Source organism: Streptomyces sp. NPDC039424, assembly GCF_055639495.1.
The window spans coordinates 79,189-104,179 of sequence record NZ_JBVKAI010000015.1 but is presented as its reverse complement, the minus strand read 5'-3'; the positions used below and the strand labels follow the sequence as shown (position 1 = coordinate 104,179).

26 protein-coding genes are annotated in these 24,991 nt (G+C 70.1%); 13 read left to right on the top strand and 13 right to left on the bottom strand.

All coding sequences use genetic code 11. The features are described from left to right. Window positions 1-16: 16 nt before the first annotated feature. Complete coding sequence (locus ACZ7L0_RS31040; protein ID WP_471245836.1) at window positions 17-1,183, bottom strand: HpcH/HpaI aldolase/citrate lyase family protein; 1,167 nt, start codon at window positions 1,181-1,183, stop codon at window positions 17-19. 186 nt (window positions 1,184-1,369) lie between these two features. Here ACZ7L0_RS31040 and ACZ7L0_RS31035 point away from each other — a divergent pair, with 186 nt between their 5' ends. Continuing rightward, complete coding sequence (locus ACZ7L0_RS31035; RefSeq protein WP_471245835.1) at window positions 1,370-2,176, top strand: TerD family protein; 807 nt, start codon at window positions 1,370-1,372, stop codon at window positions 2,174-2,176. Between the two features lie 46 nt (window positions 2,177-2,222). Here the strand turns inward: ACZ7L0_RS31035 and ACZ7L0_RS31030 are convergent, their stop codons facing one another. The 6 genes from ACZ7L0_RS31030 to ACZ7L0_RS31005 all read right to left on the bottom strand — a co-directional run bounded on the left by ACZ7L0_RS31030 (window position 2,223) and on the right by ACZ7L0_RS31005 (window position 6,748). Next, window positions 2,223-2,960 carry a TerD family protein gene (locus tag ACZ7L0_RS31030; RefSeq protein ID WP_471245834.1) on the bottom strand — a complete coding sequence of 246 codons (738 nt, stop codon included), beginning with the start codon at window positions 2,958-2,960 and terminating at the stop codon, window positions 2,223-2,225. Window positions 2,961-3,050: 90 nt separating this feature from the next. Continuing rightward, entirely contained in the window at window positions 3,051-4,190 is a 1,140-nt protein-coding gene (locus tag ACZ7L0_RS31025; protein WP_471245833.1) for a DUF475 domain-containing protein, read from the bottom strand. 124 nt (window positions 4,191-4,314) lie between these two features. Then, a complete protein-coding gene (locus ACZ7L0_RS31020; RefSeq protein ID WP_471245832.1) occupies window positions 4,315-4,890 on the bottom strand; it encodes a TerD family protein in 576 nt (191 codons plus the stop codon). 103 nt (window positions 4,891-4,993) lie between these two features. Continuing rightward, complete coding sequence (locus ACZ7L0_RS31015) at window positions 4,994-5,569, bottom strand: TerD family protein (RefSeq protein ID WP_471245831.1); 576 nt, start codon at window positions 5,567-5,569, stop codon at window positions 4,994-4,996. Window positions 5,570-5,717: 148 nt separating this feature from the next. Further along, window positions 5,718-6,176, bottom strand: a complete 459-nt coding sequence (locus ACZ7L0_RS31010) for a peroxiredoxin (protein WP_471245830.1) — start codon at window positions 6,174-6,176, stop codon at window positions 5,718-5,720. Window positions 6,177-6,310: 134 nt separating this feature from the next. Further along, complete coding sequence (locus ACZ7L0_RS31005; RefSeq protein ID WP_471245829.1) at window positions 6,311-6,748, bottom strand: DUF3052 domain-containing protein; 438 nt, start codon at window positions 6,746-6,748, stop codon at window positions 6,311-6,313. A 356-nt stretch (window positions 6,749-7,104) separates the two neighbouring features. Here ACZ7L0_RS31005 and aceE point away from each other — a divergent pair, with 356 nt between their 5' ends. Beyond that, window positions 7,105-9,852 (top strand): pyruvate dehydrogenase (acetyl-transferring), homodimeric type, encoded by a 2,748-nt coding sequence (gene aceE / locus ACZ7L0_RS31000; RefSeq protein ID WP_471245828.1) that lies wholly within the window; start codon window positions 7,105-7,107, stop codon window positions 9,850-9,852. 75 nt (window positions 9,853-9,927) lie between these two features. Next, entirely contained in the window at window positions 9,928-10,680 is a 753-nt protein-coding gene (locus tag ACZ7L0_RS30995; RefSeq protein ID WP_471245827.1) for a potassium channel family protein, read from the top strand. A 51-nt stretch (window positions 10,681-10,731) separates the two neighbouring features. Here the strand turns inward: ACZ7L0_RS30995 and ACZ7L0_RS30990 are convergent, their stop codons facing one another. Together ACZ7L0_RS30990 and ACZ7L0_RS30985 are read right to left on the bottom strand one after the other, a co-directional pair. Continuing rightward, window positions 10,732-11,040, bottom strand: coding sequence for a small hydrophobic protein (locus ACZ7L0_RS30990; RefSeq protein WP_471245826.1), 309 nt, complete (start codon window positions 11,038-11,040; stop codon window positions 10,732-10,734). Between the two features lie 225 nt (window positions 11,041-11,265). Beyond that, window positions 11,266-12,882 carry an MFS transporter gene (locus tag ACZ7L0_RS30985; RefSeq protein WP_471245825.1) on the bottom strand — a complete coding sequence of 539 codons (1,617 nt, stop codon included), beginning with the start codon at window positions 12,880-12,882 and terminating at the stop codon, window positions 11,266-11,268. A 63-nt stretch (window positions 12,883-12,945) separates the two neighbouring features. On the opposite strand from ACZ7L0_RS30985, the gene ACZ7L0_RS30980 reads away from it, so the two are divergent. From ACZ7L0_RS30980 to ACZ7L0_RS30970, 3 genes are all read left to right on the top strand, one after another. Then, window positions 12,946-13,572, top strand: coding sequence for a TetR/AcrR family transcriptional regulator (locus ACZ7L0_RS30980; protein WP_471245824.1), 627 nt, complete (start codon window positions 12,946-12,948; stop codon window positions 13,570-13,572). A gap of 82 nt (window positions 13,573-13,654) precedes the next feature. Next, window positions 13,655-14,872, top strand: a complete 1,218-nt coding sequence (locus tag ACZ7L0_RS30975) for an alpha/beta hydrolase (RefSeq protein ID WP_471245823.1) — start codon at window positions 13,655-13,657, stop codon at window positions 14,870-14,872. A gap of 67 nt (window positions 14,873-14,939) precedes the next feature. Continuing rightward, window positions 14,940-15,791, top strand: coding sequence for a DUF4429 domain-containing protein (locus tag ACZ7L0_RS30970; RefSeq protein ID WP_471245822.1), 852 nt, complete (start codon window positions 14,940-14,942; stop codon window positions 15,789-15,791). A gap of 13 nt (window positions 15,792-15,804) precedes the next feature. On the opposite strand, the gene ACZ7L0_RS30965 is transcribed toward ACZ7L0_RS30970, so the two are convergent. Together ACZ7L0_RS30965 and ACZ7L0_RS30960 are read right to left on the bottom strand one after the other, a co-directional pair. Next, entirely contained in the window at window positions 15,805-16,821 is a 1,017-nt protein-coding gene (locus tag ACZ7L0_RS30965; protein WP_471245821.1) for an aldo/keto reductase, read from the bottom strand. Further along, entirely contained in the window at window positions 16,818-17,288 is a 471-nt protein-coding gene (locus ACZ7L0_RS30960) for a MerR family transcriptional regulator (RefSeq protein ID WP_471245820.1), read from the bottom strand. Before ACZ7L0_RS30960 ends, ACZ7L0_RS30965 begins: the two co-directional genes overlap by 4 nt. Window positions 17,289-17,387: 99 nt before the next feature. Between ACZ7L0_RS30960 and ACZ7L0_RS30955 the strand changes: the two genes are divergently transcribed. Both ACZ7L0_RS30955 and ACZ7L0_RS30950 read left to right on the top strand, forming a co-directional pair. Continuing rightward, entirely contained in the window at window positions 17,388-17,858 is a 471-nt protein-coding gene (locus tag ACZ7L0_RS30955) for a GNAT family N-acetyltransferase (RefSeq protein ID WP_471245819.1), read from the top strand. An 18-nt stretch (window positions 17,859-17,876) separates the two neighbouring features. Continuing rightward, window positions 17,877-18,698, top strand: a complete 822-nt coding sequence (locus tag ACZ7L0_RS30950) for a serine hydrolase domain-containing protein (RefSeq protein WP_471245818.1) — start codon at window positions 17,877-17,879, stop codon at window positions 18,696-18,698. A gap of 13 nt (window positions 18,699-18,711) precedes the next feature. Here the strand turns inward: ACZ7L0_RS30950 and ACZ7L0_RS30945 are convergent, their stop codons facing one another. After that, on the bottom strand, window positions 18,712-19,365 hold the full coding sequence (locus tag ACZ7L0_RS30945) for a pirin family protein (RefSeq protein ID WP_471245924.1): 654 nt from the start codon (window positions 19,363-19,365) through the stop codon (window positions 18,712-18,714). 74 nt (window positions 19,366-19,439) lie between these two features. Here ACZ7L0_RS30945 and ACZ7L0_RS30940 point away from each other — a divergent pair, with 74 nt between their 5' ends. The 5 genes from ACZ7L0_RS30940 to fabF all read left to right on the top strand — a co-directional run bounded on the left by ACZ7L0_RS30940 (window position 19,440) and on the right by fabF (window position 24,340). Next, window positions 19,440-20,645 (top strand): PucR family transcriptional regulator, encoded by a 1,206-nt coding sequence (locus ACZ7L0_RS30940; RefSeq protein ID WP_471245817.1) that lies wholly within the window; start codon window positions 19,440-19,442, stop codon window positions 20,643-20,645. An 89-nt stretch (window positions 20,646-20,734) separates the two neighbouring features. Next, the gene (locus ACZ7L0_RS30935; RefSeq protein WP_471245816.1) at window positions 20,735-21,649 is read left to right on the top strand and encodes an ACP S-malonyltransferase; all 915 of its coding nucleotides are present in this window, start codon (window positions 20,735-20,737) and stop codon (window positions 21,647-21,649) included. Window positions 21,650-21,661: 12 nt separating this feature from the next. After that, window positions 21,662-22,663, top strand: a complete 1,002-nt coding sequence (locus tag ACZ7L0_RS30930) for a beta-ketoacyl-ACP synthase 3 (protein WP_471245815.1) — start codon at window positions 21,662-21,664, stop codon at window positions 22,661-22,663. A gap of 79 nt (window positions 22,664-22,742) precedes the next feature. After that, window positions 22,743-22,991 carry an acyl carrier protein gene (locus ACZ7L0_RS30925; RefSeq protein ID WP_015660680.1) on the top strand — a complete coding sequence of 83 codons (249 nt, stop codon included), beginning with the start codon at window positions 22,743-22,745 and terminating at the stop codon, window positions 22,989-22,991. A gap of 86 nt (window positions 22,992-23,077) precedes the next feature. Beyond that, a complete protein-coding gene (gene fabF / locus ACZ7L0_RS30920; protein ID WP_471245814.1) occupies window positions 23,078-24,340 on the top strand; it encodes a beta-ketoacyl-ACP synthase II in 1,263 nt (420 codons plus the stop codon). A gap of 70 nt (window positions 24,341-24,410) precedes the next feature. On the opposite strand, the gene ACZ7L0_RS30915 is transcribed toward fabF, so the two are convergent. Beyond that, window positions 24,411-24,905: a DUF3145 domain-containing protein gene (locus ACZ7L0_RS30915; RefSeq protein ID WP_361438040.1), complete on the bottom strand. Its 495-nt coding sequence runs from the start codon at window positions 24,903-24,905 to the stop codon at window positions 24,411-24,413. Window positions 24,906-24,991 lie beyond the last annotated feature (86 nt).

Genomic DNA, 24,991 nt, shown 5'->3' with positions numbered 1-24,991 from the left:
TGTTCGAACCGGGTGTTCAGCCGGGTATCCCGGCGGCGAGCAGCTCCACGAAACCGACGTCCTCGTTGGCGACGCCGAACACCTCGGCGCGCAGCATGGTCCGCTCGGCCCAGGCGCGGTGCGGCTTCACCTCGTTCATCTTGTTCGTGTAGGCCGACCTGAGTACACCCCCGCCGCCCCGTTCCGGCCGCAGGATGTCCGCCGCGTCACTGAACTCCTCGTGACTGACCACGGACAGCGCGTGCACCGGGAGCACGTGGGAGGGGTGGATGCAGGTCTTGCCGAGCAGGCCGTTGGCCTGGTCGAGGGAGATCTCCCGCAGCAGCCCGTCCATGGCGTGCTCGATGAGCCTCTCGCGCAGGTCGACGGCCTGCCCCTCCAGGAAGGGGCTGTGCCGCAGCATCGGCTTGAACATGCGCTCGGGCACCCGGAAGTACTCCCACACCGGCCCGGTCACCGTGAACCCCGTCCCGTCGGCCCGTCCCAGCATGTTCACCACGTCGGCGATCACGGAGGCGACGATCTGGACGTCGTACGCGGTCATGTCGGGGGCCCGGCGCAGCCCGTAGGAGGAGCAGAAGTCGGTGACACCGAGGCGCAGGGCGAGCACCCGGTCGCGGTACTTGTCGACCGCGCGGAAGATCCCCTCCAGCGTCTCCACCCGCGACTCGCGGTACAGCAGCTCGGGCGACTCCAGCACCGGCATGACGAACAGCCGGCGCCCGGTCTCCGCCTCGGCGGCCGACAGCGCCTCCAGGAAGGGGATGCCGCGCTCCTCGGTGAACTTGGGCAGCACGAATCCGGACAGCAGCCGGATGCCGGGCCCCAGGCGGCGGGCGAGGTCGGGGATCTGCTCGGGGACACGGACCCGGATGAAGAGCAGGGGCAGCTGCACACCGTCCCGCCCGGCCAGGTCGGCGAACTGCTGTACGAGGTTCTCCTCGCCCGCCACGACGTCCGCGTCGGCGATCGAGTCCTCCAGGCACAGCACCATCGAGACCACGCCGTGTCCGGCCTGCTTGACGATGTCGTCGGCGAGCCGCGCCCGGGTGGCCGGGCTGTACAGCGTGGCGCCCAGGGCCGCGGAGAGCAGCCGGGCCGGGGAGTCGGCGGTGAACTCGCACGGCTCCTGGTGGAAGAGGCGCTGCCGCACCTCAGGGGCGATGTGCCCGAAATGACGCATATAACTCCCCCGTGGCACAAAGTAAGCCTGTGGATTCCGCAAACAGGTGGCCGGTAATAGTACGTAGGGATCCATGTCACGGGTTCCCCCCGGTCATGAATTTCAAGTAACGCCAGGTGAGCAAGGCCGTGACGGCAGCGGCACCCCGCATTGTCGTGGCCAGGACCGAGAGGGCAGGATGATCGCATGACGCACGCCATGCTGAAGGGGTCGAACGTCCCGCTCGAAGCCACGACGGTGCGCGCCGTGCTGCGCTGGGCGCCCGGGCAGGGGGTCCCGGACGTCGATGCCTCGGCGCTGCTCCTCGGCCCCGACGGTCGTGTGCGCTCCGACGAGGACTTCGTCTTCTACAACCAGCCCCGGCACCCCTCCGGGAAGGTGTGGCGGCTCGGCAAGAAGCGGGTCGCCGAGGGCCTCACCGACACGATCCAGACGGATCTCACCGGTGTCGAGCCCGGCGTCGGCCGGATTCTGCTCGTCGCTTCGGCGGACGGCGTTCCCTTCGACCACGTACAGGCCCTGCGCATCCTGCTGTACGACGCGGCCGTACCGGACGGGGAGCCGCTGGCCCACTTCGACATCAAGCCCGAGACCGGCGCGGAGACCGCGCTGATCTGCGGTGAGCTGTACCGGCGCGGCGAGGGCTGGAAGTTCCGCGCGCTGGGCGAGGGCTACTCCAACGGCCTCAGGGGCCTCGCGACCGACTTCGGTATCTCGGTGGACGAGTCGGAGGCGGCGGAGGAGTCCTCCCCGTCGCAGCCCCTGCCCCCCGAGCAGCCGACCACCTCGGTCCCGCCGCAGCCGGCGTACGGCTATCCCCAGCAGCAGCCCGCGACCGTGCAGCCCGTGACCATGCAGCCGCCGACCACGCAGCCCGCGTACGGCTACCCCCAGCCGGCCGGCCGTCCCGCGTACGGCTACCCGCCGGCGGCGGCGTTCCCGGACGCGGACTTCCGGCTGCCGCCGCAGGGGCCGCAGTTCGTCGGTCGGTGACCGGCGGGCCGCTGACCGGGGGGCCGGTGTCCGGCGGGCGGGTGGGTCACTTCTCCGCCTTGGCCTTGTAGCCCCGCCCCCACTGCAGGCCCCACCCGTAGAGCCGGTCCAGCTCGGCCTGGAAGCCGTACACGAACTTGACCTCGCGCCGGACGACCAGTTCCCCCTTGACGTTCTCGATCATCACCACGGCGCATGAGCGCGCCTGCTGGTGCCGTTCGTCCAGGCCTATCTCGATCCGGGGGCCGTTGCTGGGGTACAGCGTGACGATCGCGTGGGTGCGGTCGAAGGCCGGTGTCTGGTCGTAGATGTAGACGAAGACCAGCAGCCGCTTGATGTTCTCCCGGTGGTCCAGGTTGACGTACATCGTCTCGCCGGACGCCGAGCCGAACCGGTCGTCGCCGCTGAGCTTGACGTACGGCGGCGCGTTGACGTCCCCGAGGTAGCCGCCGAGCGGCTGTACGACTCCCTTGGTGCCGTCCATGAGCTCGTACAGGCAGCCCAGGTCGAGGTCGACGTTGACCATGCTCTGCCCGTGTCCGAGGACCTCCGGCGGCTTGAGCGCCTTGAAGGGGTCCCGGAACAGGCTCGGGCGCGGGCCGCCGTCGAGGTCGGACGTCCGCATCCGCCAGGTCAGGTTGACGCGCAGGTGCCCGGTGGCCGCGCCCTGCTTGGTGAGGGACACCTGGTGGTGCCGCTTGGTGAGCTTGATGGAGTTCGTGGCGGAACTGCCCGAGTCGAAGTCGTCCGCACGCGCGCCCAGCAGCCCGTCGAAGAAGCCCATTCCCGCCCCCAGGTACTCAGGTCAAAACAGCAGCGGGACGGCCGCCATCGACGGCCGCCCCGCTCAGAGCGTTCCTCACTCGGGGGTGCGTCACACCCCGGAGGAGACCTCAGCCTTCCTGCCCGCTTTTCCCTCCGCGTCCGCGAGGGCGCGGTTGCGGCGGACCGAGGACCAGAAGGACCAGGCGATCAGGATCACGCCGACGAGACCGGTGATCACCTCGTTGATCTGGTACTGGATGGTGACCATGAGGATCACGGCCAGCGCGCCGATCGCGTAGTGGGCGCCGTGCTCCAGGTAGACGTAGTCGTCCAGGGTGCCCTGGCGGACCAGGTAGACGGTGAGCGACCGGACGTACATCGCGCCGATGCCCAGGCCCAGCGCCATCAGCACGATGTCGTTGGTGATGGCGAACGCGCCGATCACACCGTCGAAGGAGAAGGACGCGTCGAGGACCTCGAGGTAGAGGAACATGAAGAACGCGGCCTGGCCGGCCAGCACGACCGCCGAGCGCTGCTTTCCGGTGCGGGCGGCCTCTTCCTCCTCCTCGTGCTCGCGCTCCTCCTCTTCCTCCAGCTTGTCCTCGAAGTAGCCGGAGAGACCGCCGACGACCATGTACGTGATCAGACCGGCGATGCCGGAGATCAGGACCGTCTGCGCCTTGTCGACGTGCGCGCCGCCGTGCTGGTGGGCGTGGGTGGCGAAGGTGAAGGAGGTGATCAGCAGGACGACCAGGGCGATGCAGACCGACAGCATGTCGACCTTGCCGAGCTTGGCCAGGGGCTTTTCCAGCCAGTTCAGCCACTTGATGTCGCGGTCCTCGAAGATGAAGTCGAGGAAGATCATCAGCAGGAACATGCCACCGAAAGCGGCGATCGCCGGGTGCGCGTCGGTGACGAGCTCCTGGTAGTGGTCCTTGTTGTTCAGCGCGAGGTCGACCGCGGCGATCGGGCCGATCTTGGCGCTGATGGCGACGATGACGACCGGGAAGACCAGCCGCATACCGAAGACCGCGATGAGCACGCCGACCGTCAGGAAGATCTTCTGCCAGAAGGCGTTCATCTTCTTCAGGATCCCGGCGTTGACCACCGCGTTGTCGAAGGACAGCGAGATCTCGAGGATGGACAGGATCGCCACGATTCCGAAGGCTTCCCACCCCCCGTACAAGACCGCCGCGGCCAGGCCGAGCACGGTGATCGCGAACGACCAGCCGAAGGTTTTGAGAAGCACTGCTTACCCCATCGTCTCTGTACGGGTCCGCCCCGCGCCGTACTCGGCTTTACTCACTGTTGACCCCGAAGTCTAGATCGTGCCTCTCGAGCCCGGCCAGGAGGGGCGTCCAGGCCGCCGAGCGCTACGAGACGTTGACGCCGAAGTCCAGGGCGATGCCCCGCAGCCCCGACGCGTACCCCTGACCCACCGCGCGGAACTTCCACTCGCCGCCGTAGCGGTAGAGCTCGCCGAAGATCATGGCCGTCTCGGTGGAGGCGTCCTCACTCAGGTCGTACCGGGCCAGTTCCTGGCCGTCGGCCTGGTTGACGACGCGGATGAAGGCGTTGGAGACCTGGCCGAAGGTCTGGCCGCGCTCATCGGCCATATGGATGGAGACCGGAAAGACGATCTTGTCGCAGCCGGCCGGCACCTTCGGCAGGTCGACCAGGATGGACTCGTCGTCGCCGTCGCCGTCACCGGTGAGGTTGTCCCCCGTGTGCTCCACCGAGCCGTCCGGGCTCTTGAGCTGGTTGTAGAAGACGAACCACTCGTCGCCGAGCACCCGCCCGCTGCTGCACAGCAGCGCGCTGGCGTCCAGGTCGAAGGGGGCGCCGGTGGTGGAACGGGCGTCCCAGCCGAGTCCGATCATGACGTTGGTGAGATTCGGTGCGGCCTTGGAGAGGGAGACGTTGCCTCCCTTGGCGAGCGTGACGCCCATGATGCTGGTCCTCCCCTGGTGATGCTTCTTCGGTTGTCCTGCGCGTCCGGCGCCGACCGTAAACGGTGCGGCGCCGGACAGGCCGTTGAGCGGTCGGGGTGCCTCAGACGTTGACGCCGAAGTCCTGGGCGATGCCGCGCAGGCCCGAGGCGTACCCCTGGCCGATGGCGCGGAACTTCCACTCCGCGCCGTGCCGGTACAGCTCGCCGAAGACCATGGCCGTCTCGGTGGAGGCGTCCTCACTCAGGTCGTACCTGGCGATCTCCTGTCCGCCGGCCTGGTTGACCACGCGGATGAACGCGTTGCGCACCTGGCCGAAGGACTGCTGGCGGTTCTCGGCGTCGTAGATCGACACCGGGAAGACGATCTTCTCCACCTCGGTCGGCACGCCGGCCAGGTTGACCTTGATCTGCTCGTCGTCGCCCTCGCCCTCACCGGTGAGGTTGTCACCGGTGTGCTCGACGGAGCCGTCCGGGCTCTTGAGGTTGTTGAAGAACACGAAGTTCGCGTCGCTGCCGACCTTGCCGGAGTTGTTCAGCAGCAGCGCACTCGCGTCGAGGTCGAAATCGGTGCCGGTCGTGGTGCGGACGTCCCACCCCAGACCGACGATGACCGCGGTCAGGCCGGGGGCCTCCTTGGTCAGCGAAACGTTGCCGCCCTTGCTGAGGCTGACTCCCACGGGGTCCTCCATGTGGTGTCCAGGGGCGGGGAGCCCCGTCGTGCGTCGGATACCGGATCAACGAGTCGATCCTAGTAACGGGTTCCCGCCCCCCGCAGTCCCTGGAGGCGGACAATCGCCGGGTGTCGAGACCGGATGGCGTGAAGATCTAGATGGTGTCGAGCGCCTTGACGTACTCGCTCAGGTCGCGGGCGTCCGGCAGGGCGTTGACGACCGTCCAGCGGACCACGCCCTCCTTGTCGATGACGAAGGTGCCGCGCACGGCGCAGCCCTTGTCCTCGGCGAAGACCCCGTAGGCACGGGAGACCTCACCGTGCGGCCAGAAGTCGCTCAGCAGCGGGTACTCCAGGCCCTCCTGCTCGGCGAAGACGCGCAGGGAGTGGATGGAGTCGTTGGAGACGGCGAGCACCTGGGTGTCGCGGTCGGCGAACTTCGGCAGGTTGTCGCGCACCTCGCACAGCTCACCGGTGCACACGCCGGTGAAGGCGAAGGGGTAGAAGAGCAGCACCACGTGCTTCTGGCCGCGGAAGTCGGACAGTTTCACGGCGCGGCCGTGGTTGTCCTTGAGCTCGAAGTCGGGGGCCTTGTCGCCGACCTGGATCGCCATCGTTTCTGCATCCCTCTCGGTGGGCTGTTCGGGTGAGAGCACCTGAGTGCGAGAACTCAGGCCCACCCTACGCAGCCGTCACCCCGGGACATGCGGCGGCCGGGCCGGGCACACGGCCCGACCCGGCCGGGACGTCACCTCTTGGACTTCGCGGCCTTGGGCGTGGCCAGCCGCGAGCCGCTCCAGTCCTTGCCGACGCTGACGCTCTTGGACGCCGTCAGCCCGGCGGTGGCAGCGGCTTCCGAGATGTCACTCGGCTCCACGTACCCCGCACGGCCCGTCTTCGGTGTGAGGAGCAGGATCGCGCCGCCTTCCTCGATGTACGTGGTGGCATCCACCAGCGCATCCGTCAGGTCGCCGTCCTCGTCGCGGAACCAGAGCACGACGGCATCGGCCACGTCGTCGTAGTCCTCGTCCATCAGCTCGCTGCCGATGACTTCTTCGATGGACTCGCGGAGCTCCTGGTCGACGTCGTCGTCGTAGCCGATCTCCTGGACCACCTGCTCGGGCTGGAACCCCAGCCTGACGGCAGGGCTCGTCCGCTCCTCCGCGTGGTCCGCGGTCGCGCTCACGGGTTGCCTCCTGATCATGTCTTGGTGAATATCTCAGCCACGCGCGTGCGCGAAGCATTGGCCGTAGTCCACACGGGCGGGGCGGATCGCGCAAGTACCCGGCGGTTCGGACCGCCGAAACGGTGACGATCCCGGCCGTGTCGCCGCAACTTACGGCACCGTATCGCGAGCCCTGCGGACGTACACCACACCGTTGTGCCCTGTTTGCGAGGTTTGGAATCATATGGCTTGAGGGGGGCCAGACGGATGCCTCGGTTACCTCACGGTAGAGATGACGTACGCCTTCCCGAGGTACACGATGGGGAACGGTGTAGGTACGAGCAAAAAAAGTGGCCCTCTGACAGGTAAGGAACAGCGTGGCTTCCGGATCCGATCGCAACCCGATCATCATTGGCGGCCTTCCGAGTCAGGTTCCTGACTTCGATCCCGAAGAGACCCAGGAGTGGCTCGACTCCCTGGACGCCGCCGTCGACGAGCGCGGCCGGGAGCGGGCCCGCTACCTCATGCTCCGGCTGATCGAACGAGCCCGCGAGAAGCGCGTGGCCGTGCCCGAGATGCGCAGCACGGACTACGTCAACACGATCCCCACCAAGAGCGAGCCGTTCTTCCCCGGCAACGAGGAGATCGAGCGCAGGATCCTCAACGCGACCCGCTGGAACGCCGCCGTGATGGTCTCGCGCGCCCAGCGGCCGGGTATCGGCGTCGGCGGCCACATCGCCACCTTCGCGTCCTCCGCCTCGCTCTACGACGTGGGCTTCAACCACTTCTTCCGGGGCAAGGACGAGGGCGACGGCGGCGACCAGGTCTTCTTCCAGGGCCACGCCTCCCCGGGCATCTACGCCCGCGCGTACATGCTCGACCGGCTCACCGAGGCGCAGCTGGACGGCTTCCGCCAGGAGAAGTCGAAGTACCCCGACGGCCTGTCCAGCTACCCGCACCCGCGCTCCATGCCGGACTTCTGGGAGTTCCCGACGGTCTCCATGGGCCTCGGCCCGCTCGGCGCGATCTACCAGGCGCGGATGAACCGCTACATGGAGGCGCGCGGTATCGCCGACACCTCCAAGTCGCATGTGTGGGCGTTCCTCGGCGACGGCGAGATGGACGAGCCGGAGTCGCTCGGCCAGTTGTCCATCGCCGCCCGCGAGGGCCTGGACAACCTGACCTTCGTGGTCAACTGCAACCTGCAGCGGCTGGACGGCCCGGTGCGCGGCAACGGCAAGATCATCCAGGAGCTGGAGTCGGTCTTCCGGGGCGCCGGCTGGAACGTGATCAAGCTGGTCTGGGACCGCTCCTGGGACCCGCTGCTGGCGCAGGACCGGGACGGGATCCTGGTCAACAAGATGAACACCACGCCGGACGGCCAGTTCCAGACGTACGCGACCGAGACCGGCGGCTACATCCGCGACCACTTCTTCGGCGACGACCACCGGCTGCGCGCGATGGTCGAGAACATGACCGACGACCAGATCCTGCACCTGGGGCGCGGCGGTCACGACCACCGGAAGATCTACGCGGCGTTCAAGGCGGCCAAGGAGCACAGGGGCCAGCCGACGGTGATCCTGGCCAAGACGATCAAGGGCTGGACGCTGGGCCCGAACTTCGAGGGCCGCAACGCCACGCACCAGATGAAGAAGCTGACGGTCGACGACCTCAAGCGCTTCCGCGACCGCCTGCACCTGCCGATCTCCGACAAGGAGCTGGAGTCCGGCGCGCCGCCGTACTACCACCCGGGGCGCAACTCCGAGGAGATCCAGTACATGCACGACCGGCGCAAGGGGCTCGGCGGGTACGTCCCGACGCGCGTCGTGCGCTCCAAGCCGCTCGCGCTGCCGGACGACAAGACGTACGCGACCGTGAAGAAGGGCTCGGGTCAGCAGTCCATCGCCACGACCATGGCCTTCGTCCGGCTGCTCAAGGACCTCATGCGGGACAAGGAGCTCGGCAAGCGGTTCGTGCTGATCGCGCCGGACGAGTACCGCACGTTCGGCATGGACTCCTTCTTCCCGAGCGCGAAGATCTACAACCCGCTGGGCCAGCAGTACGAGGCGGTGGACCGGGACCTGCTCCTGGCCTACAAGGAGTCGCCGACCGGGCAGATGCTGCACGACGGCATCTCGGAGGCGGGCTGCACGGCCTCGCTGATCGCGGCGGGCTCGGCGTACGCCACGCACGGCGAGCCGCTGATCCCGGTGTACGTCTTCTACTCGATGTTCGGTTTCCAGCGCACGGGTGACCAGTTCTGGCAGATGGCCGACCAGCTCGCGCGTGGTTTCGTCCTGGGCGCGACCGCTGGACGTACGACCCTGACCGGTGAGGGTCTGCAGCACGCGGACGGCCACTCGCAGCTGCTCGCCTCGACGAACCCGGCCTGTGTCGCCTACGACCCGGCGTACTCGTACGAGATCGCGCACATCGTGCAGGACGGGCTGCGCCGGATGTACGGCGGGACGCCCGAGCACCCGCAGGGCGAGGACGTCTTCTACTACCTGACCGTCTACAACGAGCCCATCCAGCACCCGGCCGAGCCGGCGAACGTGGACGTCGAGGGCATCCTCAAGGGCATCCACCGGATCGGCGAGGGCGCCTCGGGCTCGATCCCGGCGCAGATCATGGCGTCCGGCGTGGCGGTCCCGTGGGCGCTGGAGGCCCAGCGGATCCTCGGCGAGGAGTGGAACGTCAAGGCCGACGTCTGGTCGGCGACCTCCTGGAACGAGCTGCGGCGCGAGGCCGTGGCCGTCGAGGAGCACAACCTGCTGCACCCCGAGGAGGAGCAGCGGGTGCCGTACGTGACGCGGAAGCTGACCGGCTCCGAGGGGCCGTTCGTGGCCGTGTCCGACTGGATGCGGTCGGTTCCGGACCAGATCGCGCGGTGGGTGCCGGGGACGTACCAGTCGCTGGGCGCGGACGGCTTCGGCTTCGCCGACACCCGGGGCGCGGCCCGCCGGTTCTTCCACATCGACGCGCAGTCGATCGTGGTGGCGGTGCTGACCGAGCTGGCCCGGGAGGGCAAGGTCGACCGTTCGGTGCTGAAGCAGGCCATCGACCGGTACCAGCTGCTGGACGTGTCGGCGGCGGACCCGGGGGCGGCCGGAGGCGACGCCTGACGCGACGCCGCGTGAACGGGTGAAGGGCGGCGGGCTCGGCTCCGCCGCCCTTACCTTTTCTTTACGATTACGGTCATGAACGAACAATCGGCGCAGGCCCGTTGGGAACGGCACACCCAGCGTCCGTTGCTGGCGCTCGCGGTGGCGTTCGCCGTCGCCTACGCCGTGCCGATCGTGGACAGCTCCGCCGACCGGTTCCTGACGTCCCTGTGCACGGCCACGGAGTGGGTGGTGTGGGCGGCGTTCGCCGTCGACTACCTGATGCGGCTCGCGCTCGCCCCGCGCCGCCGGGAGTTCGTGCGGACGCACTGGATAGACCTGTGCGCGGTGGTCCTGCCGATGCTGCAGCCGCTGCGTCTGCTGCGGATGGTGTCGACGCTGCTGCTGGTGGGGCGGCGGGCGCGGATGGCCTCGCAGATCCGGCTGACGACGTATGTCGCCGGTGCGGTGGTGGGCTTGCTGATGTTCGGGTCGCTGGCGGTGCTGTCCGTCGAGCGGGAGTCGCCGCGGGGGAACATCCGGACACTGGGTGACGCGGTGTGGTGGTCGTTCACGACGATGACGACCGTGGGGTACGGGGATCACGCCCCGACGACCGGGCTGGGGCGGATGATCGCCGTCGGGCTGATGCTGTCGGGCATCGCGCTGCTGGGTGTCGTCACCGCGAACATCGCCGCGTGGTTCATCGCGCGGTTCGAGAAGGACGACGTGGAGGAGCGGCGGCAGACGGAGGCCATCGAGACGCTGACCGAGGAGGTCCGTCTGCTGCGGGCGGAGGTCGCGGCGCTGTCCGCGCGGGAGCAGGTCGCGCAGGAGCAGCCGCGTTGAGGCCGGACGGGGGTCCGGGGGGAAGCCCCCGGAGACCGCCCGGGGAACCCTCTAGAACATCCCGTTGCCCATAGTCGCCGACCCCGCCAGCCAGATGATGGCCAGCAGGGTGTCGATGGCGCCCAGGACCAGAGCCACCAGCGCGGGGATGTTGCGGTCGGAGGACCATGTGCGGCCCATCGCCAGCCAGCCGCAGACGACGGCCGCCGGGCCGAGGATGATGCCCAGCGTGAAGAAGCCGGCGACCGCACAGATGGTTCCGATGATTCCGAGCGTCGCGCGATCCGGCCCGCTCCGAGACCACGTCCGGCCGCGTGAACGGGGGTACCTGCGCGTTCCGTGCCCGAATCCCGCCATCATCAACTCCCTGGTCCTTCATGGACAGTTCGGGTTCGATGCTCGGGTACCCCTGTTCCGCGGTCCCAGACCTGCCCGCGCGCCGCCCCCCTCCGGCAGCGCGCCGCGGCCCGGGTGCCCCCCATGCCCTGCGGAGGACTTGACCCACTGTGACCTGCGGCGCGTGCCAGGGGCGAGGAATCTTCGGCGGCGTCACCCTGATAGGCGAACTCCGCCCGGACAGCGGGCTCAGATGTGGCCCACGCCCGCTCCCGCCTCCGTGTTCGCACCCCGCTTGGTGAGCAGGGCGACCAGGACGGCCACCGCCGCCACGCCCGCCGCGACCAGGGACGCCAGGCTCATGCCGGAGATGAAGGTGTCGTGGGCCACGGAGGTGATCTTCGCGACCAGCGGCTCGGGCGTGCCCTTGGCCACCGGCGCGACACCGACCTGGACCGCCTCGGAGGCCTTGTCCAGCTGGTCGGGGGTGAGCTTCGGGAGGCCCGCGCCGGCCCAGTTGGCCGGCAGGTCGCTGTCGACCTTGGAGGCCATCACGGCACCGAGGACCGCCGTACCGAGGCTGCCGCCGATCTGCATCGCCGCCTGCTGGAGGCCGCCGGCCACACCGGAGAGCTCCATCGGGGCGTTGCCGACGATGACCTCCGTCGCGCCGACCATGACGGGCGCGAGGCCGAGGCCCAGCAGGGCGAACCAGAGCGACATCACGGCGCTGCCGGTGTCCGTCTCCAGCGTGGACATGCCGTACATGGCGATCGCGGTGGCCGCCATGCCGCCCGCGAGCGGGATGCGCGGGCCCAGCTTGGTGATCAGGACACCGGCGACCGGGGAGCCGACGATCATCATCCCGGTGAGCGGGAGCAGATGGAGTCCGGCGTCGATCGGGCTCATGCCGTGCACGTTCTGGAGGTAGAACGTGACGAAGAACAGGCCGCCCATGAACGCGATGGCCATCAGGACCATCAGGACCACGCCCGCCGACAGCGGGACCGAACGGAACAGGCCGAGCGGGATCAGCGGCTCCCTCACCTTCGTCTCCCAGACGGAGAACACGGCGAAGAGCACCACCGACGCGGCTATGAACGCCCAGGTCCTGCCCGCGCCCCAGCCCCAGGTGGGGGCCTTGATGAGCGCCCAGACCAGGCAGAACATCGCGCCGGAGAGCAGGGCGATGCCGAAAACGTCGAAGGAGCGGGGGGCGTTCTCGGCGCGGTGGTCCCTGAGGATCAGCAGGCCCAGGGTGAGGGCGATCAGGCCGACCGGCACGTTGATGAAGAACACCGACTGCCAGTTGACGTGCTCGACCAGCACACCGCCGAGGATCGGGCCGCCCGCGGTGGACGCGCCGATGACCATGCCCCAGATGCCGATCGCCATGTTGAGCTTGTCGGCCGGGAAGGTGGCCCGCAGCAGCCCGAGGGCGGCCGGCATCAGCAGCGCGCCGAACAGGCCCTGGAAGACCCGGAAGGTGACGACCATCGCGATGCTGTCGGACAGGCCGATGGCACCGGAGGCGGCGGCGAAGCCGGTCACGCCGATGAGGAAGGTCTGCCGGTGGCCGAACCGGTCGCCGAGCTTGCCCGCGGTGATCAGGGAGACGGCCAGGGCGAGGAAGTAGGCGTTGGTGATCCACTGCACGTCGGCGAAACTGGCGTGCAGGTCGTGCGCGATGGCCGGGTTGGCGATCGCCACAATGGTGCCGTCGAGGGCCACCATCATGACGCCGACCGCCACGGTGATCAGGGTGAACCACGGGTGACCGCGCAGCCCCCCGGCCGGGGTCGGGCCCGACGGGGCGTCCGGCGCCTTGTCCCCCGGCCCCGTCGCGTCGATGGTCTGACTAGTCATACGCGCGAGGCTAGTGTCAGCCGCTGACAATTGACAAACAGCTTCAGTTATAAGGAGACACTCATGGATGGGCTGCGCGAGCGCAAGAAGCAGCGCACCCGGGACGCCCTGCTGCGGGCCGCGCTCGAACTGTTCCTCACCCAGGGGTACGAGCACACCACCGTCGACGAGATCGCCGAGGCCGTCGACGTCTCGCAGCGCACCTTCTTCCGCTACTTCGCCGGCAAGGAGGACGCGGCCTTCTTCGTCCTCCGGCTCGCCGAGTCGCACTACGTCCGGGCGGTGCGCGAGCGTCCGCCGCACGAGGCCCCGCTGGAGGCGCTGCGGCAGGCCGTGATGGCGAGCTGGGACACCATCGGGGAGGCCATCGAGCAGGTCGTCCCGGTCGAACTGCACCTGCGCGCCCAGCGGATGATCGAGGCCACGCCCGCGCTGCTCGCCGCCCATCTGCGGCGCCAGGAGGAACTGGAAGGCGAGATCGCGGGGATCATCGCCGAGCGCGAGGGCCTCGACGTGGACGCGGACCCGCGACCACGCCTCCTGGTGGCCCTGTTCGGCGCGGTGATGCGGGTCACCCAACGGGCCTGGTCGGTGGGCGAGGAGTGCAGCGTCGAGGCGATCCGCGAACTCACCGTCGCCCACCTCGACCAGGTGGGCCCGGCACTGGCCGGGACCTGGCGAACCGACTGAGGCGACCATCACGCACACCGAAACGTGATCCCTGTCACTCGGTTACCGCGAGACCCTCCCGTTCTCTTAGTGTGTCCTCCCAGTGACTTCCTTCGACACCTCCCCGCAACTCAACGTCTGGCGAGCGCTGCTCGCTCTGGCCGTCGTGTTCGTCATGCTCGCGACCACCGGCTGGACGGCCCTGCGCACCCACCGGGAGACGACCCCGCTGCGGGCCTCGCTCACCGCCTGGGAACACGGCCGCGTCGACGGGCGCCGGCTGCCGGACCCGGAAGCGGGCCCCATCCGGCTCGGCCGCTTCTTCGCCTCGCTCACCGCCGGGCAGCGCGCCGAACTGGCCCACAGCTACCCGCTCGCGGTCGGCAACATGAACGGCGCTCCCGTCGAGCTGCGCTACCGGGCCAACCGCATCGCGCTGAAGAAGGCGCGCAAGGCGGAGAAGAAGCGCATGCACGACAGCCGGCTCTCGCCGGCCGGGCAGCAGCAGGCGGGCCGCCTCATGCACCGCTTCGAGGCGCTGATGCGCGGCGACCGCCACATCCTCGCCTTCGACCCGGACGGCTCCGGCCGGATCGCCGAGGTGTTCGGCGACCTCGACAGGGCCGAGCGGATCTCCGTGATCGTCCCCGGCGTCGACACCGACCTGCTCACCTTCCAGCGGACGTACCGCAAGTACTCCGCGCCGGTCGGCATGGCGAAGGCCCTGTACGCGGCCGAGCACACGGCGAGCCCCACCACCCGTACGGCCGTGATCGCCTGGGCCGACTACACCGCGCCCAGCGGGCTCGGCGTCGACGCGGCCACGGCGATGCGCGCCGACGACGGGGCCGTACGCCTGAACGGGCTGCTGCGGGCGCTGCCCGGCAACGCGCCGGTCTCCATGTTCTGCCACAGCTACGGCTCCGTGGTCTGCGGTGTGGCGGCGCGCGAGATGCCCGGCCGGGTGGCCGACATAGCGGTGGCCGCCAGCCCCGGCATGCGGGTCTCCCGGGCCTCGCGCCTGGGCACCGGGGCCCGGGTGTGGGCGATGCGGGACGCCGACGACTGGGTGCAGGACGTGCCGTACCTGGAGGTCGGCGGGCTCGGGCACGGCGCCGACCCCGTGTCCTCCTCGTTCGGCGCGCGGGTGCTGTCGGCACGGGACGCCAAGGGACACAGCGGCTATTTCGAGCCGGGCACGGACAGCCTGCGCAACCTCGCCGACATCGGGGTCGGCGCGTACGACGCGGTGGACTGTGCACATGACGATGACGGGTGCCGGGCGGGTTTGTCCGGTGCGATGACGGCCGGACGCGCGTAGAAACAGCAGGAAGTGCGGTCCGCGCGGGGAGGGACGTGAGAAGCGGATGCCCCATACGATGAGCCGCATGGGTGACGTACTGGCCGGATTTCATGCCGCCTGGGAGTTCGAGTCCGACTCCGTGCTCATCCGTTATGAACGGGGGATTCGAACACCGAAGCTGTTCCAGGCGCTCGGCGAACGGCGCATCCCGCTGTCCGCGCTCGAAGGCGTGACGCTCAGCCCCGGCAAGCGCGGGACCGTCGTCCTGCGGGCCGAGCCCCGGGCCGGCGCCGATCCGCTGATCGAGGCGGCGGCCGGGCAGCTGAAGGAGGCCTACGACCCCTACCGGCTGGTGCTGCCGGCCGAGCGGGAGACGCTCGCGGAGTACTACGCCGACGAACTGCGGGGGCTGCTGACCGAGTCCGGGCCGACGGAGCGGCACCTGGTCGCGGCGCCGTCGGGACCGCTGCAGTTCAAGGCCTACGACGGCAAGGCGTACTTCGACGGGACCTCGGTGCGGTTCCGCTGGTTCTGGACGGGCGCGTCCTCGGCCAAGTGGAAGGCCGGCGACCAGAGCTTCGCGGTCGCCGACCTGAACGGGGTGGAGTGGCGCTCGCCCGAGGTCTTGGAGGGCCACCTGCGTCTCGTACCGCGCGACGCCGCGACCGAACGGCCCGTGCCGCCGGACCAGGATCCGGCGACGGTGGTGTTCGGGCTCGGGTACGGCCCCGTCCACGAGTCGCTGCCCTTCGCCGCGGCCGTCCTGGCGGCGGTACGGGCGAAGAGGCCGGGGGCCGCGGTACCGGCCACGCCGGGGCGCCGCGACCCCGCCGACATCGCCGAGCGGATCCGTCATCTCGGGGAGCTGCACCAGGCGGGGCTGGTGACGGACGAGGAGTTCTCCTTCAAGAAGGCCGAACTCCTCGCGGAGTTGTAGGGGAGGGCCTCCCCTACTCCCGCCCCGCCGACGCGAACGACATGTCCGCGTACCGCGCGCCCGCCACCTTCGCGGCGATCGGCTCCAGCAGGGCCAGCTCGTCCTCGGTGAGGACGATCGCGGTCGCCGCCACGTTCTCCTCCACCCGGCGCCGCTTGGTCGTACCGGGGATCTGGACCACCGGCAGGCCGTGCACCGCCGACCGCTGCTGGACCCAGGCCAGGGCGATCTGGGCGAGGGAGACCCCGTGGGCGGCGGCCACCTCGCGGATCGGCTCCAGCAGGGCCACGTTGGCGGCGGCGTTGTCGCCGGTGAAGCGGGGCTGCAGACGGCGGAAGTCGTCGGTCGTCAGATCCGTCTCGGCGTTGCCGAAGGAGCCGGTCAGAAAGCCCCTGCCCAGCGGCGAGTACGGCACCAGCGCGACGCCCAGCTCACGGGCGGCCGGCACCACCTTCGCCTCGATGTCCCGGCTGAACAGCGACCACTCCGACTGCACGGCCGCGATCGGGTGCACGGCCCGGGCCGCCCGCAGCTCGTCGCCCGTGACCTCGCTCAGCCCGAGGTGCTTGACCTTGCCCTCGCGCACCAGCTCGGCCATCGTCCCCACGGTCTCCTCGATGGGGACGTTCACATCGCGGCGGTGCATGTAGTAGAGGTCGATGACGTCGACCTCCAGGCGCCGCAGGCTCGCCTCGACGGCCTGCCGGATGTACGGCGGGTCGTTGCGGATGACCCGCCGGGTCGGATCGTCCGGCGGGATCGACAGGGCGAACTTGGTCGCGAGGACGACCTCGTCCCGGTGCGCCTTGAAGAACGGGGCGAGGAACCGCTCGTTCTCCCCGGAGCCGTACATGTCCGCCGTGTCGTAGAGGGTCACGCCCAGCTCCAGCGCCCGCTCCAGCGCGGCCCGGGACTCCCCCGCGTCGGCGGGACCGTACGCGGCGCTCATTCCCATGCAGCCGAGGCCCTGTACGCCGACCTCCGGTCCGCCCTCGCCGAGTCGTACCGTCGGGATCCTGGCGTCGGTCATCGAGTTGTCCCCTCCTGGGCGTAGAAACCGATCTTCCGGTCGAGCACGGCGAGCGTGTCCCGCAGTTCGGCGATCCGGCCCAGCACGTCCCGCCGGGTCGACTCCAGCAGCGCGCGCCGCTCCGCGTAGGTGCTCTCGCCCTCCCGCACCAGTTCCGCGTACCGGACCATGTCCGCCACCGGCATGCCGGTCAGCCGCAGCTTGGTCACGAAGTCCAGCCAGTCCAGGTCGCGGTTGCAGTACCGGCGCTGGCCGGTGTGCGAGCGGTCGATGTGGGGCATCAGGCCGATCCGCTCGTACCAGCGCAGGGTGTGGGCGGTGAGGCCGGTGAACGCCACGACCTCGCTGATCGTGTATCTGTCCTGGCCCTCGGGACGCGGGTGCCGCCGGGGTGGGGCGGAGCAGATGGGGGCGGGCTGGGTGGCTTGTCGCTCGGCGGCCGCTGGCGGGGTCTGCATCACCGTCATGGGCCCCACGCTATGGCCTTCGAGTGCACTCCAAGCAAGCGGATACCGGTAAGAAAATCCGCACGACGGGCCGGGGACGCGGTCGCTAGCGTGCGGGGCATGAGTCTCGTACGCCGTGCCACGCCCGAGGACGCCGCCGAAGTACTGCGGCTGCGTCAGGTGATGATCGACTCCGTCTTCCCGGCGGCCGGTTCCGCGGACTGGCACGGGGAGTCCCTGCCGAGCCTGCGGGCCCGTCTCGCCGAGCCCGACGGCGACTTCGCGGCGTTCGTGGTGGACCGTCCCGAACGGCCGGGCGCGCTGGCGGCGCTGTCGGTGGGGACACTCGAGTACCGGATCGGGCGGGCGGACAACCCGCACGGGCGGGTCGGGTACGTCTTCAGCGTCGCCACCGACCCCGACGCACGGCGCCGGGGGTACGCGCGCGCGTGCATGGAGGAGCTGCTCGACTGGTTCCGGGAGCGGGGTGCCCGGCACGTCGACCTCAACGCGTCCGCCGAGGCCGAGCCGCTGTACGCGGCGCTGGGCTTCGTCCGCAAGCCGGACCCCTCGATGCGGTTGGCGCTCTGAGGCGCATAGGCTCGGGCCATGGCGTTGAAGAGCTTGGCGTTGATCGAGAACTGGCCCGTGCCCACCGCGGCGGCGGGTGTCGTGCGGGCCGATGGCACGGTCCTGGGCACCCATGGGCCGGCCGGGCGGCGCTTCGCGCTGGCCTCGGTCTCCAAGCCGCTGGCGGCGTACGCCGCGCTCGTCGCGTACGAGGAGGGGGCGATCGAGCTCGACGAACCGGCGGGGCCGCCCGGTTCGACGGTCCGTCACCTGCTCGCGCACACCTCGGGGCTGGCCTTCGACGAGCACCGGGTGACCGCCCCGCCCGGGGAGCGGCGGCTGTACTCCAACGCCGGGTTCGAGCAGCTCGGGGACCACATCGCCAAGGCGGCGGACATTCCCTTCGCGGAGTATCTGCGGCAGGCGGTGCTGGAGCCGCTGGGGATGACCTCGACCTCGCTGGACGGCTCCCCCGCGAAGGACGGGGTGTCGACGGTGGACGATCTGCTGCGGTTCGCGGCCGAGGTGCAGGCGCCGCGGCTGCTGGATCCCCGTACGGTCGCCGAGGCGATGACCGTGCAGTATCCGGGGACGAAGGGCGTCCTGCCGGGGTACGGGCACCAGAACCCGAACGACTGGGGGCTGGGCTTCGAGATCCGGAACTCCAAGTCGCCGCACTGGACGGGGGCTTCGTCCTCTCCGCGGACCTTCGGGCACTTCGGGCAGGCCGGTACGTTCCTGTGGATCGACCCGGAGGCGGGGGTGGCCGGGGTCGCCCTCACGGACCGGGCGTTCGGGCCGTGGGCGATCGGGGCGTGGCCGGCGTTCACGGACTCGGTGCTGGCGGAGTCGCGCGGCTGAAGCCGGCCGGCGGCTACGCCGTCATCTCCCACAGCAGCAGCTCCGCCGCCGTGACCCCCAGCGCCTCCAGTTCCCGCTCGTCCGTGAGCCGGGCCGAATCGCCGGGGCCCAGTTCCTCGCCCGCCAGCCGGATCTCGCCGCGCACCACGTGGACGTACACGTAAGGGGCGTCGGGTACGGCCGTGCGCTCCCCCGGTGCCAGGCGGCGTACATGGAGCATCGCGGCGGCCTCGGGGACGGCGTAGGGGGTGGAGTCGGCGATGCCGTGCACGATCTCGTAGGCGGGGTCGCCGCCGGGGTCGAGCGGGGCCAGCCACATCTGGACGAAGGTGAGAGGGGTGCCGGCGGCGTTGCGCTCGACGTGGCGGACGCCCGACGCGGTGCTCAGGCGCTGCACGTCGCCGGGCCGGACGCGCGTCTCGTGGCCCGTGGAGTCGCGGTGGGTCAGCTCCCCCTCGACCACCCACGTCACGATCTCGGTGTGGCTGTGCGAGTGCTCGTCGAAGCCGGCGCCGGGGGCGAGCCGCTCCTCGTTGCAGGCGATCACGGCGCCGAAGCGGAGATTGTCCGGGTCGTAGTGCGGCCCGAAGGAGAAGGCGTGGCGGGAGTCGATCCCGGCGTCCGGGTCGCCCCCTGGGTAGCGCTGCGCGGCGCGCCTCACGTCCATCACGCACACCACCGTAGACCTCGGTCCCGACCCGGCGGCGCACGGTCCCGTCCCGATAAGGCAGTCTTGTCCACGTGCCCGAACCCGAAACAAGCAAGATCCAACACGCAGCGCACGACATCCACCCGCACCAGGCGACCTTGAGGCGGCTGGAGAAGTCCTCCGGGAGTCTCGCGGCGCAGGCCATCGCGCGGATGGACGAGACGCTGTCGTGGTACCGGGCGATGCCCCCGGAGAACCGTTCCTGGATCGGGCTCGTGGCCCAGGCCGGCATCGCCGCCTTCACCGAGTGGTTCCGGCGCCCGGACGCCCCGCAGGCCATCTCGACGGACGTGTTCGGCACCGCCCCGCGCGAGCTGACCCGGGCCATCACGCTGCGGCAGACCGTGGAGATGGTGCGCACCACCATCGAGGTCATGGAGAGCGCGATCGACGAGGTCGCGGCTCCGGGGGACGAGAGCGTGCTGCGCGAGGCGCTGCTCGTGTACGCCCGGGAGATCGCCTTCGCCACCGCCCAGGTGTACGCCCAGGCCGCCGAGGCACGCGGTGCCTGGGACGCGCGTCTGGAGTCCCTGGTCGTCAACGCCGTGCTCAGCGGCGAGGCCGACGAGGGCGCGCTGAGCCGGGCCGCGGCGCTGGGCTGGAACGCGCCCGAGCATGTGTGCGTGGTCCTGGGCACCGCCCCGGACGGGGACAGCGAACTGACCGTCGAGGCCATCCGGCGGGCCTCGCGCCACGCCAAGCTGCAGGTGCTGACGGGGGTGCTCGGGGACCGGCTGGTGGTCATCGCGGGCGGCAGCGACAATCCGCTGGCCGTCGCCCGGTCGCTGATCGGGCCGTTCGCCGCCGGGCCGGTCGTGGCGGGGCCGGTGGTACCCGATCTGCTGGCCGCGACCCGGTCCGCGCAGGCCGCGGCGGCCGGGCTCAAGGCCTGTTCCGCCTGGCAGGACGCGCCCCGGCCGGTGCTGGCGGACGATCTGCTGCCGGAGCGGGCCATCGCGGGCGATCCGGGTGCCCGCGAGCAGTTGGTGGAGGAGATCTACAGACCACTGGAGGAGGCGGGTTCGGCCCTCCTGGAGACGCTCGCCGTCTATCTGGAACAGGCGAGCAGCCTGGAAGGCGCCGCACGGATGCTGTTCGTTCACCCCAACACCGTGCGCTACCGGCTTCGACGTGTGACTGATGTCACCGGTTGGTCACCCTCCGATGTACGATCCGCGTTCACGCTGCGGATCGCGCTGATCCTGGGGCGTCTGGCCGATGGGGATGCCCAACCCTAGGCTTTTGTCGGGGGCCCACAAAACCCCCTCGTGTTCTTCGTCCCTGTCCTCACGGGCGGCCGTGGCCGTCCCCAAGAGAGAGTGTGAGAGTGCTCGTACTCGTCGCTCCCGGCCAGGGCGCCCAGACGCCCGGCTTCCTGACTCCCTGGCTCGAACTCCCCGGTGCCGCCGACCGCGTCGCCGCCTGGTCGGACGCCATCGGACTGGACCTCGCCCACTACGGCACGCAGGCCGACGCGGACGCCATCCGGGACACCGCGGTGGCTCAGCCGCTGCTGGTCGCGGCCGGGCTCCTGTCCGCCACGGCACTCGGTGACACTCACCCGGGCGCGGTGGCGGGACACAGCGTGGGAGAGATCACCGCCGCCGCCTTCGCGGGCGTGCTGGACGACACCGCCGCGCTGGACCTCGTACGCAAGCGCGGTCTGGCGATGGCCGAGGCCGCGGCGATCACCGAGACCGGTATGTCGGCACTGCTCGGCGGCGACCCGGAGGTGTCGGTCGCGCATCTGGAGAAGCTGGGGCTGACCCCGGCCAACATCAACGGCGCGGGCCAGATCGTCGCCGCGGGCACGCTGGAGCAGCTCGCCGCGCTGAGCGAGGACAAGCCCGAGGGCGTCCGCAAGGTCGTCCCGCTGAAGGTCGCCGGCGCCTTCCACACGCACCACATGGCCCCCGCGGTGGAGACCCTCGCCAAGGCCGCCGCGGGCCTCGCGCCGGCCGACCCGAAGGTCACCTACGTCTCCAACAGGGACGGCGCGGCGGTCGCCTCCGGCTCCGAGGTGCTCGAACGGCTGGTCGGACAGGTCGCCAACCCGGTCCGCTGGGACCTGTGCATGGAGACCTTCAAGGAGCTCGGCGTCACCGCGCTGATCGAGGTGTGCCCGGGCGGCACGCTGACCGGCCTGGCCAAGCGCGCTCTGCCCGGCGTGCGGACGCTGGCGCTGAAGACCCCCGACGACCTCGACGCCGCTCGCGAGCTCATCGCCGAGCACGGTGCCTGACAAGGAGCCCTGATGGCGAAGATCAAGCCCAGCAAGGGCGCCCCGTACGCGCGCATCCTCGGCGTGGGCGGCTACCGCCCGACCCGGGTGGTGCCCAACGAGGTGATCCTGGAGACGATCGACTCCTCCGACGAGTGGATCCGCTCCCGCTCCGGCATCGAGACCCGGCACTGGGCGAACGACGAGGAGACCGTCGCCGCCATGTCGGTCGAGGCGTCCGGCAAGGCCATCGCCGACGCCGGGATCACCGCCGAGCAGATCGGCGGCGTGATCGTCTCGACGGTCTCGCACTTCAAGCAGACTCCGGCCGTCGCCACCGAGATCGCCGACAAGCTCGGCACGAACAAGGCCGCGGCCTTCGACATCTCGGCGGGCTGCGCGGGCTTCGGCTACGGCCTCACGCTCGCCAAGGGCATGATCGTCGAGGGCTCGGCGGAGTACGTCCTCGTGATCGGTGTCGAGCGTCTGTCCGACCTGACCGACCTGGAGGACCGGGCGACGGCCTTCCTGTTCGGCGACGGCGCGGGCGCGGTCGTGGTGGGCCCCTCCCAGGAGCCCGCGATCGGCCCGACCGTCTGGGGCTCGGAGGGCGACAAGTCCGAGACCATCAAGCAGACCGTGCCGTGGACGGACTACCGGTCCGGCACGGTCGAGAGGTTCCCTGCGATCACGCAGGAGGGCCAGGCGGTGTTCCGCTGGGCCGTGTTCGAGATGGCGAAGGTCGCCCAGCAGGCGCTGGACGCGGCCGGGATCACCTCGGACGACCTGGATGTCTTCATTCCGCACCAGGCCAACGAGCGGATCATCGACTCGATGGTGAAGACGCTGAAACTGCCGGAGCACGTCACGGTCGCCCGCGACGTGCGCACCACCGGCAACACCTCGGCCGCCTCGATCCCGCTCGCGATGGAGCGGCTCCTGGCGACCGGCGAGGCGAAGAGCGGCGACACCGCGCTCGTCATCGGATTCGGGGCGGGTCTCGTCTACGCCGCCACGGTCGTTACCCTCCCCTAGGCACTCCGTGCCGGATCATGCTTCCGGTACGGGAACAATCGCCACAAACCGTCTGGATATCTAAGAAGGAGCGCCTGACATGGCCGCCACTCAGGAAGAGATCGTCGCCGGTCTCGCCGACATCGTGAACGAGATCGCCGGCATCCCGGTTGAGGACGTCCAGCTGGACAAGTCCTTCACCGACGACCTGGACGTCGACTCGCTGTCCATGGTCGAGGTCGTCGTCGCCGCCGAAGAGCGCTTCGACGTCAAGATCCCGGACGAGGACGTCAAGAACCTCAAGACCGTGGGCGACGCGACCGACTACATCCTCAAGCACCAGGCCTGAGTCACCGCTTAGGCCCGCAGGCTGCAATGCCCCGCCACCCGGCGGTGGCGCCGCTGAATCCCGTATCCGTTGGAGAAAGAATTCCCGTGAGCCCGACCAATCACACCGTGGTCGTCACCGGTATCGGCGCAACCACACCGCTGGGTGGCGACGCAGCTTCGTTCTGGGAGGCCCTCGTCGCCGGCAAGTCCGGCGTCGGCCCCCTGGAGCAGGAGTGGGCGGCCGAACTGCCGGTCCGTATCGCCGCGCAGATCGCCGTCGAACCGGGTGAGATCATCCCCCGCCCGCAGGCCCGCAAGCTGGACCGCTCGGCGCAGTTCGCGCTGATCGCCGCTCAGGAGGCCTGGAAGGACGCCGGTTTCACCGCCAAGGCCGGCGAGGACGCGTCCGTGAACCCCGACCGGCTGGGTGCGGTCATCGCCTCCGGCATCGGCGGCGTGACGACCCTGCTCGACCAGTACGACGTGCTCAGGGAGAAGGGCGTACGCCGCGTCTCCCCGCACACCGTGCCGATGCTGATGCCCAACTCCCCGGCGGCCAACGTCGGCATCGAGCTGGGCGCCCGCGCCGGTGTGCACACCCCGGTCTCGGCCTGCGCCTCGGGGGCGGAGGCCATCGGCTACGCCATCGAGATGATCCGCACCGGCCGCGCCGACGTCGTCGTCGCGGGTGGCACGGAGGCGGCCATCCACCCGCTGCCGATCGCCGCGTTCGGCAACATGATGGCGATGTCCAAGAACAACGACGACCCGCAGGGCGCCTCGCGCCCCTACGACTCCGGCCGGGACGGCTTCGTCCTCGGCGAGGGCGCGGGCGTCATCGTCCTGGAGTCCGAGGAGCACGCGAAGGCCCGCGGCGCCCGGATCTACGTCGAGGCCGTCGGCCAGGGCATCTCCGCCGACGGCCACCACATCACCCAGCCCGAACCGTCCGGCAACGGCATCGCGCACGCGCTGCAGAACCTGCTGGACAGCTCCGACCTCAAGCCGGCCGAGGTCGTGCACGTGAACGCGCACGCCACGTCGACGCCTCAGGGTGACGTGGCCGAGATCAAGGCGCTGCGCAAGGTGTTCGGCGACGACGTCGACCACATGGCGATCTCCGCGACCAAGTCGATGACCGGTCACCTCCTCGGTGGCGCCGGTGGTATCGAGACCGTCGCGTCGATCCTCGCCCTGACCAACCGGCTGGCCCCGCCGACCATCAACCTCGACGAGGTCGACCCCGAGGTCAACGCGGACGTGGTGCGCGGTGAGGCCCGTCAGCTCCCCGAGGGCCGGATCGCCGCGCTGAACGACTCGTTCGGCTTCGGCGGCCACAACGTGGTGCTGGCGTTCCGGACCGTCTGAGAAACGCCCGTACGAACGTGAAGGGCCCCCACCAGCGGGTGGGGGCCCTTTCGTGCGTGGAGAGCGGAGATCACACCACCTGGTGCAGCCAGCGGACCGGGGCTCCCTCGCCGGCATAGCGGAACGGCTCCAACTCGTCGTCCCACGGCTTGCCCAGGAGCTTGGCGATCTCGGCCTCCAGGTCCGTCTCCTCGCGCTGGGACCGCGTCAACGCCGCGCGCAGCCGGTCCTCCGGAATGAGGATGTCGCCGTGGATGCCGGTGACGGCGTGGAAGATGCCGAGGTCGGGGGTGCAGCTGTAGCGCTCACCCTCGGCGGTGGGGCAGGGCTCGGCGGTGACCTCGAAGCGCAGGAGGTGCCAGCCCCGCAGCGCCGAGGCGAGCTTGGAGGCGGTGCCGGCCTGGCCCTGCCAGGAGAACTCCGAGCGCCAGGTGCCGGGCGCCGCGGGCTGCCGGATCCAGTCCAGGCTCACGCGGGTGCCGAGCACCCCGGCGACGGCCCACTCGACGTGCGGGCACAGCGCGCGCGGCGCGGAGTGCACGTACAGAACTCCACGTGTCGTCACCGGAACCTCCGGGCAGAGCGGGACATCTTGCTTGCTGGCTGGCGGCAGTGGCACGACGGCCGCGTTGATGGCGAGGCTACCGTGCG